Origin of the sequence: Pseudoalteromonas sp. RW-H-Ap-1, assembly GCF_048318575.1 — a bacterium.
Taxonomy (GTDB): Bacteria; Pseudomonadota; Gammaproteobacteria; order Enterobacterales; family Alteromonadaceae; genus Pseudoalteromonas.
The window spans coordinates 476,316-487,337 of record NZ_CP166996.1; the positions used below are offsets into that span (position 1 = coordinate 476,316).

General features: G+C 34.5%; 11 protein-coding genes. 9 read left to right on the top strand and 2 right to left on the bottom strand.

Annotated elements, in window-relative coordinates:
• Positions 1–2,004, top strand: coding sequence for an AAA family ATPase (locus AB8618_RS02235; protein ID WP_409424669.1), 2,004 nt, complete (start codon positions 1–3; stop codon positions 2,002–2,004).
• Between the two features lie 247 nt (positions 2,005–2,251).
• On the opposite strand, the gene AB8618_RS02240 is transcribed toward AB8618_RS02235, so the two are convergent.
• Positions 2,252–3,610, bottom strand: coding sequence for a serine hydrolase domain-containing protein (locus tag AB8618_RS02240; protein WP_409424670.1), 1,359 nt, complete (start codon positions 3,608–3,610; stop codon positions 2,252–2,254).
• Positions 3,611–3,799: 189 nt separating this feature from the next.
• On the opposite strand from AB8618_RS02240, the gene AB8618_RS02245 reads away from it, so the two are divergent.
• The 8 genes from AB8618_RS02245 to AB8618_RS02280 all read left to right on the top strand — a co-directional run bounded on the left by AB8618_RS02245 (position 3,800) and on the right by AB8618_RS02280 (position 9,788).
• On the top strand, positions 3,800–4,108 hold the full coding sequence (locus AB8618_RS02245; protein WP_409424671.1) for a hypothetical protein: 309 nt from the start codon (positions 3,800–3,802) through the stop codon (positions 4,106–4,108).
• Positions 4,109–4,475: 367 nt separating this feature from the next.
• Positions 4,476–4,889, top strand: coding sequence for a hypothetical protein (locus AB8618_RS02250; protein ID WP_413401262.1), 414 nt, complete (start codon positions 4,476–4,478; stop codon positions 4,887–4,889).
• A 901-nt stretch (positions 4,890–5,790) separates the two neighbouring features.
• Positions 5,791–6,117, top strand: a complete 327-nt coding sequence (locus AB8618_RS02255) for a hypothetical protein (protein WP_413401263.1) — start codon at positions 5,791–5,793, stop codon at positions 6,115–6,117.
• Between the two features lie 24 nt (positions 6,118–6,141).
• Positions 6,142–6,639, top strand: coding sequence for a hypothetical protein (locus AB8618_RS02260; RefSeq protein ID WP_413401264.1), 498 nt, complete (start codon positions 6,142–6,144; stop codon positions 6,637–6,639).
• Positions 6,640–7,248: 609 nt separating this feature from the next.
• Positions 7,249–8,103, top strand: a complete 855-nt coding sequence (locus AB8618_RS02265; RefSeq protein WP_409424675.1) for an alpha/beta hydrolase — start codon at positions 7,249–7,251, stop codon at positions 8,101–8,103.
• 1 nt (position 8,104) lies between these two features.
• On the top strand, positions 8,105–8,662 hold the full coding sequence (locus AB8618_RS02270; protein WP_409424676.1) for a DUF2975 domain-containing protein: 558 nt from the start codon (positions 8,105–8,107) through the stop codon (positions 8,660–8,662).
• A complete protein-coding gene (locus AB8618_RS02275; RefSeq protein ID WP_409424677.1) occupies positions 8,662–8,874 on the top strand; it encodes a helix-turn-helix domain-containing protein in 213 nt (70 codons plus the stop codon). The genes AB8618_RS02270 and AB8618_RS02275 overlap by 1 nt, the downstream gene beginning before the upstream one ends.
• Before the next feature lie 167 nt (positions 8,875–9,041).
• Positions 9,042–9,788, top strand: coding sequence for a type II CAAX prenyl endopeptidase Rce1 family protein (locus AB8618_RS02280; protein WP_054202291.1), 747 nt, complete (start codon positions 9,042–9,044; stop codon positions 9,786–9,788).
• Between the two features lie 440 nt (positions 9,789–10,228).
• Here the strand turns inward: AB8618_RS02280 and AB8618_RS02285 are convergent, their stop codons facing one another.
• Positions 10,229–10,729, bottom strand: a complete 501-nt coding sequence (locus AB8618_RS02285; RefSeq protein WP_409424678.1) for a hypothetical protein — start codon at positions 10,727–10,729, stop codon at positions 10,229–10,231.
• Positions 10,730–11,022: the final 293 nt, after the last annotated feature.

The window sequence follows — 11,022 nt, forward strand, 5'->3', positions numbered from 1 at the left end:
ATGCTAGGACTAACTTTAAAAAAATTAAAAGTAACTTCTGTTACAAATGATGGAGTTTATTCAACTGAAATTCCTTTTTATAAAGGATTAAACATCATACGTGCAGAAAACTCATCGGGTAAATCTACTTGTATTAATTCAATAGCTTATGCTTTAGGTTTAGATGCCATCTTAGGTCCAAGTAGAAGAAAACCTTTTCCAAGATCTATGCATCAATTTTTAGAATCTTCAAAGGTTGATGCCACACCGCATTTTGTAAGTCAGTCGTATGTTGAATTAGAAGTAGAAAATGCAACTGGGCAATATGCAAAGTTCAAAAGAGATGTTGAAGGTGATAAGGATAAAGTTACAGTCTTTGATGAAAAAGGCACTTTTGAAGATTATTTTCTGGGTAGTGCAGGTAGCGTAGGATCAGCAAAAAGCGAAAAAGGGTTCCATTTTTGGCTTGAAAGATACCTAGGTTGGAATTTACCAAATTTAGTAACTCATGAAGGTAAACCAACAAGACTTTATCTCGAATGTGTATTTCCTTTATTCTTCATTGAGCAAAAAAGAGGCTGGTCAGAATTACAGGCTAATACACCTACTTATTATGGTATTAAAGGAGTGAAAAAAGCCGCACTAGAGTTCTGTTTAGGAGTAGAAAATTATAGTAAAAAAAATAGATTAGCGGAACTGAATGCGATAACGAGTAGCATTGAAAGAGATTGGGAAAAAATTATTAGTTCAGCCGATTCTTTAGCTGAATTTGGTGGTATGAAATTACAATTGGATTGTACTTTGGAAAAAGAGAGCTTTTTTCCTTTAATATCTTTTTTAGTACCTCAACAAGATCAGTTTACTGAAATCACGCCTTATTTGGGTGGACTGAAAGCCGTATTAATTGATATCAAAAATAATATTAAAACGTGGCCTCATTATAATGACGTCTCAGAGCTAACTGCGAAGAAGAGAACATTACTCAGAGATTTTGATTCTCTAGTGCAAAAACAAGAGAGCTTTTTAATTTCGATCCAGAAGATGGAAAATAAGGTTTCAAATATTGCTTTAGAGTTAGACCGATATAGACAATTAAAACGGTTACATGATGTAGGAAGTGAGGTTAACTTCGAAGCGGAAATTAGCTCATGTCCAGTTTGCGATTCAGATATGTACGATAGCTTGGCTAAAGTACCAGTAAAAAGTAAGCCTTTAACTGTTGAACAAAATATAGGTTACTTAAAAAATCAAGTTGACTTCTATTCCGGCATTAAAAAAAGACATGAAAAAGACTTAACAGAAATAAAAAAAGAACAAGCCTTATTACAAATTTCAATAATTAAAATTCAGTCAAGTATTGATGAGCTTAAAACAGATGAAGCCGCATTTATTGAACTTTATGGAAAAGACCTTAAAAGAAAAGTTGAATTAGAAAATGAGATTAATGGGTTAATAAAACTAGTATCGAAACAGACTGACTTTAATGAGCGAGCTAAAGATCTTCATCAGCAATGGCTAAGATATACATCAGAATTGAAAACATTGAAGAAGAAAAGTACAGATGATGTTTCATTTAAGGTTCTTAAAGTATTAAAAACCCGCTTAATTGAAAACTTAACTGCTTTCGGTTATAAAACCGCAAATCAGCATTTTCTTCAAATATCAGAGCAAACCTTGCGGCCCGAACTTGATGGTTACGACATTGTAGCTGATTCATCTGCTAGTGATTATATCCGGATAATATGGTCCTATACCCTTGCATTATTAGAGTTAGGTATCAGTCAAAGTAGTGTGAAACATGGAGGTTTTGTAGTCTTTGATGAACCTAGACAGCACGAGACTGATAAATCTAGCTTTGCATCTCTATTAGATAAGTCTAGTTCATTATTGGACTCTGGGGGACAAGTGATAGTTGCCACCAGCATGAGTACAGATGAATTGAATAGCTATGAATTGAAAAAGGCTAATATTAAGATATTCAAGGATGGAGAGTATATTCTCAAAAAAGAAGAGGACCATAGTTAACTTGTGAAGCCAAAGGGGTCACCCATTAGAAAGTTCCGGTCAAGCAGGCAGCTGTGTTTTCTTGAACTTTTTATTCAAAAAACCAAGTGTTGTTACTTTTTAAACTCACTTTAAATATGACTATGCATCCAGTAATGACGTTGATTGGTGAGAATATGCACCAGTCAACCATGTGAGATCCAAGGTGCCAATCTTGACTTCATACATTAAAAATAGATAAATCAGAATGAGTGTCATTATAATTATCTTAAATTTTAATTGCCTCAGAGGGTGTGGTTGATAACCCACTAAAATATTTCATTATTAATTTTCCTTGGCTATTTTTTTCAATGACTAAATAGTTGTTTGAATTAAGGTAGTAAAAACTAGTTTTAGACATGGGGATTAGCTTTATTTTATTTCCACCAGTGCGCTGAGAATATAAAACGTCATTTTCATAAATTAGGCTGCGAGAAGTATTTTTATTAATACGGTAATCACCTAAAACAGGTAATAATTGCTGCTCTGTTACATCAATGCTTTTAAACTTTGGTAGTTCTATACCTAGTGTTTTGGCTATGAGTTTTTCGTTTATAAAAATAGGGTTTATATGGTTTGAATTGGCGAGTACGGCTACGTATAGTTTTTGCTCGGGTATGTAGCGTGCATGTGCTAAAAAGCCATTTATTCCGCCGGTGTGCTTAATTACCGTATAGTCATTAAAAGGCTTAATAACTAGGCCGTAACCGTAGGGTGAAAAACTGCCGTCGTTGAGTTTAAAAGGGCTGGCCATCTTTTCATAACTTGCTTTACTAATAAGCTTGCCAGACGATAATGCACTAAACCAAATGTTTAAGTCAGTTGGCGTTGATATAAGCGCCCCTGCGGCATAGGGCCAATCCATATTAATATAACTTGTGTTTATAAAGCCTTGCTCTGTTTGTTCATATCCAGCTGCGCGGTGAGGAACAAGCTCTTGCCCCTCGTAGCTACTTTGTGACATCCCCAGTTTTTTAAAAATATTTTGTTCAACGAACTCCTTATAAGGTTGCCCGCTTGCTACTTCAATTATTTTACCAAGTAGTGAATAACCTGTATTTGAATAAGCCATTGCTTCGCCTGGTTTAAAAACCATAGGGTGCTTGGCAAAACGCGCTAGCGTATCATCAACGCTTGTAGGTACTTGTATTTCTTTATCGAATAGGTAGTCGTCATCGGTATAATTTGCTATTCCCGATGTGTGGGTCAGTAAGTTTTCTATTGTGACGAGGTTACCCTCAGTAGGAAAGCTTGGAACATACTTATGAATATCGTCAGAGGTTAATAATTTACCTTGCTCTAGCAGCATCATAATTGCAGCAGCGGTAAACTGTTTTGATATAGAACCTAACCGCAAAACACTTTGATTGGTTAGTGCAATGTTGTGTTCAAGGTTGGCAAGCCCTCGGGTTCCTTTAAAAACAGTTTTTCCATTTTTACTTATTATTACTGACACACCAGGCTCACTGGCTGAAAGGGTATCATTAAGGATTTGCTGGTACTGTAAAGCTGTAGGCTCTGCTTTAGCTTGGTTGGGTATTAATAGAGTAAGAGCTAATAAGCAGCTTGTGTAAAATGGCTTAATCATGTTCATCCTTTAATTTTTATATTAAGTTTGCTAATGAGCAGGCGTTCCTTGCGCTTTATAGTGAGTTAATATTGCACAGCTAAAAAGTAAACACAATTAATGACGTTTTTAAGTACTTAGTACTGATTAATAAGTACAATAGTTAAAATTTATTTATTTTAATTTTATATTTACAAGGAAGTTGTTTATATGAGTGATGTAACGCCATTTTTATATATTGCTGTTATGGCTTTTTATTTTTTACACAAAAACGAAGAAGGTAAAATTCTAGTACCGATCGTTGCTTTTGCAGCAATACCGTTATTTAGTAACGATTACTGGCTGTGGTTTAAGGTGAGTGTAGGGCTGAGCATCTATGTTTTAATGGTAGAAAAAGCTAAGGCCGGATATACAGGAGGTGGGGCCGTTTCAGCATTCGCTATGTTTTTTATAGGGGCTTATATAGTCAGTATTGTTATTAATACAGTTATATCTGTAATGGCTAATGGAATTTTTTAACTGTTATTTCGACTTTTTTGTATTACTGTTCAAGCAAAAATGAAGCGGCTGCAAAAAAGGAGTTAATCTTGAGAGGTTTAATTAAACTGGAAGATATTTAAATGATATTAAAAGGCTGCGTAGTAATATTTTGCTTAGTATGTATTAATCTTTTTGCTCGACATAATATGACTCAAAAGAAAGCTAATGGCTATTCTAATAAGGATTTGTTAAAAATATCATTTGTTTTTTCAAGTTTACTAACGATATTAACATTAGCTATGATAACTATTGGCACTGAGTTTTCCGGTTCGATTCAATCTATAGGCTTGTTTATTATATATTGGAGTAATATATATGGTTTGCTTAAGGTATGGAGAAATGCATAGTGAGGTTAATTAAGCTTTTTTGTTTACTAAGCGCCATATTTTTTAGTCATCTTGCTACAGGAAATGATGTATATTTTGATGTAGGTAAAGCTACACCCTATCTTAGTGTTTGCTCACTTAAAAATGACTTGTCTGAAAGTAATACCATTGTTGATTTTACCAATGATTTACTAGGTAAAATCTATCGTTCATCTGGAGAGGCAGAGAAAGATGTTATTGCTTTAGGCACTAATGAATACTTTGATCAGTTGAGTTATCAATCTGCGCTTGGTGTTACTGAGGAATATGAGTTGTATACATTGTCAAGGTGCGAACGCTTTGCAGTCAATCTTTTAAATAAGTTATGCTCAGACAAAGTGAGTAAACTTCCATTACCTAAGCTTACATGTTCAAAGGCAAAGCAGTATCTTTAAATAAAAACAAACTTAATAAAACTACATTACAAATTAATTTAGAATATTTTTTAAGGTTTTATTTTCGATTGGCTTTAAAAACCAAAGGGTCATACCTCTGGTTTTAGACATAAAAGGCCTAGATTTATATTTACCATTCTTGGTGAATTAATGTATCTAGGTATCTGAGTATTGGGTCTGGGAATGCATTTTATTATTTAATGAACCGCGGAAGAGAGCGTGAAAATACCTTTTTGAATGGTGACGGCTTTAAGTCTTTTTTATATTATATTGAGCAAGCAAGCCTTAGATTTAATATTGAAGTGCATTCGTATTGTTTAATGATCAGTCACAACCACCTGCGAATCGAAATCCCCGTTACTAATTTCAAGACTATAAAACTGTAGCCAACATGGCCAAAAACCTGAAAAGAGTTGGGTATGTTGAAATTGCGCTGATAGAGTTGAGGCAAGCAAAGCTGGAGATTATGATCGATGGTTGCAGGCGAGTTAATATATGAGGTTGTTGAAAAGTAATGGAGCCTATTAAGTTGTGGTTTTTAAATCTGTTTCTTACATCTACGGGTCTTTTCTTTTTTATAATATTACCAATGTTAATAGCAATAAAAGATAAAAAAACACGGTTGGTAGAGGATGTTCTAGATGATGGAAATCGTTTTTACTCATTAAATATCATAACTGCTGGTAGCGGAGCATTGCACTACGGTTCTATATTTTTATTCGATTGGTATGCAAAACGTTATAAGGTAATAGAGGAGAGGGAAAAAGTACCCAAAAATTTGCAGGTGTGGTTTAAGCTTTATTATATTTTGTTTATAACATTTAGCTCTATGTTTTTATTAGCATGCCTCATGGCATATTTTTGTTTAGATTGACGGCTTTTCTTCTTTGTTGATTAAATAATGGATTTGATATTTTTTGGTATTGGCTTAAGTGTTATTTTTATCATTCTTTTACCTTTAGCTTTTTATTTAAAAGCAAAAAAGCTCAGAACGGTTGAAGATATTTTAGAGCATGGAAATCGCTATTATTCCCTTAATATTTTTATGGCGCTTCATGGTTTACTTCATTATGGCAGTGTATTTTTATTTGATTGGTATGCAAAACGGTATAATTTATTAAGTGATAGAAACAAGGTACCAGCTCACGTCTCTAGATTATTTAAAGTGTATTTTGTAATTTTTATGCTTTGCGCACTATTAATGTTTTCATCTGTATTATTTGAATAATGGCTTTAGGTGATGGTAAGAGGAATGACGGCTACTAGCTTACAGAGTCATTCAATATTAAAACTAAAATACAGCTTAGTCTGTGCTTTAGCTATTGTATCAAGCGTTATTAGCTTCTCATCATTAGCATTTACAATATTAATCATGCTTTGGCCATATGATACTGTGAATGAGCTAGGACCTAGAGTTATCGGTTTTTTTATTGGCATATGTGTGTTTATCTTTCTTGGAGCGCTCATATCTGCAGGTAGAAACTGGGTTATTAAAGTTTACCGCTTAGTTGCTGGGTGCTCTATAGCTGTGTCCCTAGTTTATATTTTAGGTTTAATATTTGAGCAAAAAAGTGAACGTTTATTTAATGGTTTAGAACTTTCATTTTTATTTATTATTTTTAATTCATTTATATTGCTACTTTTTAAAAGTAAGTATTTAAAGGTGAGTGTTAATGTTACTAAAAGGCTTAAAAGACGGCAAAAAAAGCAAATGGAGTACTTAAAAAACTTTAGTCACAAAAACAAATGAGAGTAACCCAAATCGGTATTTGTAACGTGTACGGCGACCGCAATCTATTTTGCTATGTCTTCGGGCTCACACATACGAGACTAACACTTATCAAAGCTACAAAAGCCGTTGCAGCAATGCAACGGCTTTTTTGTGTGTAGTGATTAATGTTAATTATATAAACGTAGGTTGGATAGAGTTAAACGAAACCCAACAAATCACAAATATACTTACTCGTTCACAAACCAAGAGTATGTGTTATTTATTGTGGGCGTTTAGCTTGCTGGCACGCGGGCGCATGCCCTAATAGATGTTTGAGATTACTATTACAGATAATGTGAATGCGTCTCGCATCTTTAGAAATTAGAAACCTTACTCAATTTTTGTCGTTGAGGTGACGACAGCCAAAACGGGGCTGCTGTGCCCTCTCTATTCGCGAACTTCTTCTTATATTGCGACACAATATTGAGTTAGACATCGTTGTAATTTAGCCCGATCTTATAATAGAAAGGAATGCTGAAAATACATTTAAATATTATAAAGCAATAATAAGTTATCGTTTTACGGTAATTTTAATTGTTTTTTTAGTTTTTGAGTGTCATAGTGATTTTTTAATAGAAGGAACTTAAAATGAAACGCGAGTTACTTACTCTTGCTACTATAGTGTTAGTTGTGCTGCAAACTGCATGCACAACAATTTCGATTGAAGAGTCAAATTTTCTGAACCCAGATCAAAAAGTACAGGTTACAAAGCTGCGTAAAATTGAGCAAACAGCGACAACAGAAAACATAACCATAAATGGGTTTGACGACGTGGCGTTGAGTGGCACCTTGATAAAGGTTGATAATGCGCAAGCAACGGTAATTTATTTTGGTGGTAATCAATTTCGTGTAAGCGTTGCTGGAGGTAAACCTGCACAGCATATACTGCCAATGAATGTAAATATTTTAATGGTTGATCATCGAGGTTACGGTAATAGTGAGGGCACGCCGACAATTGAAAACTTAAAGCGTGATGCATTGTCAGTTTATGATTATGTTGCAACCCGTACAGATTTAAAAAGCACTCCGACTATTTTACATGGACACTCTTTAGGCAGCATGATTGCAGGGTATGTTGCAAGTGAGCGGCCCGCGGATGCGCTAATACTTGAAGGAAGTATTACTAATGTAAAGCAAATGACATCGCAACGTATGCCTTGGTTTGTAAAGCCATTCGTAGAGGTTAACTTTAGTGATGAGCTAGCTAGGGTTGATAATTTAAAGGTAGTGGAATCATTTACTGCTCCGCTTTTAATAATTACCGGAGAAGATGATACTCAAACACCTCCTGCTTTAGCTGAAACTTTATACCAACATGCACTTTCAAAGCAAAAGCAATTATATATTGTAAAGGGCAAGCACCATGGTAATGCATTGACTGGTGATAAGTTGCAGCTACATTATCAGCGATTAGTAATGCAGTTAAATGCAAAGAAATCTTAAAATGAAAAGAATAGTAATGATGAGTAACGTAATATTAGCGTTACTTTTTTTGACCCTAACTACTTTATTAATTACCGCCGTTGTATTGTTACTTAATGGCAGTGATGTTTTAAACTTTACTCAAGCTAACGGTACCCACTTGTGGATAGGGCTTGAAGTTACCGGTTCTTGGAAAGGTACTGCAGGTACATTAACGGCAAACAGTTTTAATACAATCACTTGGTTAGCGTTACCGCAAATGTTGCCATACATTATTGTAAATCTGATTTTAATTCGCTTGTTTATGCTTTACCGTAAAGGATTGTTTTTTAACTTAAAGAATATTCAATGCTTTAAATGGCTTGGTGGCTTATTATTACTGCAATTTATATTTGTGGCTTTTTATCCCGCGTTGTTGGTAACACTGCTAAATATGTTCACAGGTAGTGAGCTTAAACGAGCTGTAGTGATTCAAGACACCGATATCATAGGCTTTATAGTTGGGCTTATTATTTATGTTATTGCATGGATAATGAAACAGGCGCAACAGCTGCAACAAGAGCAAGAGTTAGTAATTTAATGGCAATAATAATTGATTTAGATGTGATGCTCGCAAAGCGTAAAATGAAGTCGGCAGAGCTTGCCGAAGCAATTGGGATTACCCCACAAAATTTATCTGTATTAAAATCGGGCCGTGCAAAGGCTGTACGATTTACAACGCTTGACGCTATTTGCAAATACTTAGATTGCCAACCTGGTGATATTTTACGCTTTGAAGTTGGTATTGACTAAGTCGCATACTGACTAGTAAAAATGCCCCCTTTAGGGTTTGACCCCGTTTCACTCTCCTCTTTTATAACTAATTGTTTAATAGTATCTAATTTAGGATTAGTATTCGGTACTACTTAAAACAATAATAAAATAAGTGCTAGAAATAGCCTTTAAAAAAAGAGGTATTCATGGAAGATCTATTTATAGGTTTATTTGCAAATGTCGGCGTTATATTACTTTTAGTTTTGATATTAAGAGCAATTAAAAAAGTTGATTTAAATCTAATGTGGTCTTTGATTTCGTTAGGTATTTTAGTTTGCTACTTTTTTGCTTTGTTTAAAGGTGGAAAGGTTATCCCCTTGGATATGCTTTTTCCTGATATGTCGTGGAATTGGTCTGGAAAAGTAGCGGCAATAATCCTTTGGTTAGTCGTACTATTGGCTTTAGTTAAATTTAAAGCTAACTTTCGTATTGCGGATGCTGGTTTTACTTTTAGGCAAAATGAAAACTCTATAAAACCCGCTTTTACAGTTATGTGCTTGTTTATCATTTTACAGATAGTTGTATCACTATTTTGGAGTGGTGAACCTAATTACGATTTAGAAACCTTACTTTATCAGGCAACAATGCCAGGCTTTGATGAGGAGCCAATGTTTAGAGGGATTCTTTTATTTTGTATATCTTTGGCAATCATATCTGAACGCTATAATTTAGGTGGTGCGTCAATTAACATTGCAGGGTTGCTCTTAGTAGTGTTATTTGGACTCGTTCATGGGGTTATGTTTAATGGTGGAGAGTGGCACTTTTCTTTCCCCGCTATTTTATTAACAGGCGGCTACGGCTTTATTTTACTTTGGCTAAGAGAGCGCACAGGGAGTTTGGTGTTTCCTATTTTAGCCCATAATAGTGTTAACTTTGTTGGGCAGCTAATCTAATTAAAAGTTTAATTTAAGAGAGGTAAAATCTTGTGTAAGTTTTTACCTCCTCACCGGCAGCAGCCAAAAGGGCTCGTTTGCAGGTGACCACAAGTCATTCATGCCTGCAATTTGAGCTCCTTTTATCACTTAGAAAAACCAAAGGGTTACCCATTAGAAATTTCTGATCAAGCAGGCAGCTGTATTTCCTTGATCTTTTTATTTAAAAACCAAGTGTTTTTATTATTTAAACTCACTTTAAATATGACTACGCATCTAGTCATTACGTCGATTGGTGTGAATATTCACCATGGCTTGGCAAAGAACGCCATTTGAATTTAGATATTTTTAGCATCATTGATAATTAAGTAAGGCCCTTGGTCTCCGTCATCGTTTACTACCAATATCAGTCCTGTTTCTGGCAGTGTATATACACTGCCTAATAACAAATAAATTTAAAATTAGTTATCTTCGATAACAATGGTGCAGGCAGCAGGGCTTTCACCAGTCATACTTATTACTGCCGTATAACCGTTATGACTTTCATCGTAAATGCCATCATCAGAGTAGTGTTTTTTTGTTTTATCAGCCGCTTTATATGCATCTTTAGAGCTACTATAAGGTGTTTTACTATGTTGTACTTTAAAATAGTTCTGTTTATTTACTGGTGTTGCGGACATAATTGCCCAACCAGATTTATTACCTGAAATTTCAATGCTCATAGTAATATTTGAACCCGCACCTTTAGCATGAACACCTGCTTCCCAAAGCTCCCCAGGGTTAATTTTGTTGCCACCGTCAACATCTCGTAAACTACCATGGTCAATATAGTAATCTATACTTATTGTTGATTTTGTAGCATTCCTTATCCCAACAGCCAAATCGTTGCGATCTTTATTGCTACCAAAAACACTAGTAATTAGCTGATTAACATCAATATTAAAATTAGTATCGGTACCCATAATTTATTTCTCCATTGTATATATCTATTTCATTGTCAAACAACATAAAATTCGTTGTTAATAAAATGTTAGGTTGGATGATTTAAGATATCTATTACAAATTATTACACCCAATACTCAATTGAGTGTAATTAGGAAGGTCGATTAAAAACTCAATACAAAAACTCGTCAGGGTTGCAATTATTAGTGACCCTATGCTTTTTTCTATTTTTACTTCTAGCAACACATGCATTTATAGCGTTATGTAATGCTGTGTAATATTTTTACGCTTGTCTTCAGCTATCTTTATAAAG

Bases quoted from the DNA above. Each gene is read 5' to 3' on its own strand.
- AB8618_RS02260 (WP_413401264.1), top strand. From the start codon at position 6,142: ATGACGGCTACTAGCTTACAGAGTCATTCAATATTAAAACTAAAATAC.
- AB8618_RS02275 (WP_409424677.1), top strand. From the start codon at position 8,662: ATGGCAATAATAATTGATTTAGATGTGATGCTCGCAAAGCGTAAAATG.
- AB8618_RS02235 (WP_409424669.1), top strand. From the start codon at position 1: ATGCTAGGACTAACTTTAAAAAAATTAAAAGTAACTTCTGTTACAAAT.
- AB8618_RS02270 (WP_409424676.1), top strand. From the start codon at position 8,105: ATGAAAAGAATAGTAATGATGAGTAACGTAATATTAGCGTTACTTTTT.
- AB8618_RS02280 (WP_054202291.1), top strand. From the start codon at position 9,042: ATGGAAGATCTATTTATAGGTTTATTTGCAAATGTCGGCGTTATATTA.
- AB8618_RS02285 (WP_409424678.1), bottom strand. From the start codon at position 10,729: ATGGGTACCGATACTAATTTTAATATTGATGTTAATCAGCTAATTACT.
- AB8618_RS02265 (WP_409424675.1), top strand. From the start codon at position 7,249: ATGAAACGCGAGTTACTTACTCTTGCTACTATAGTGTTAGTTGTGCTG.
- AB8618_RS02240 (WP_409424670.1), bottom strand. From the start codon at position 3,610: ATGATTAAGCCATTTTACACAAGCTGCTTATTAGCTCTTACTCTATTA.
- AB8618_RS02255 (WP_413401263.1), top strand. From the start codon at position 5,791: ATGGATTTGATATTTTTTGGTATTGGCTTAAGTGTTATTTTTATCATT.
- AB8618_RS02245 (WP_409424671.1), top strand. From the start codon at position 3,800: ATGAGTGATGTAACGCCATTTTTATATATTGCTGTTATGGCTTTTTAT.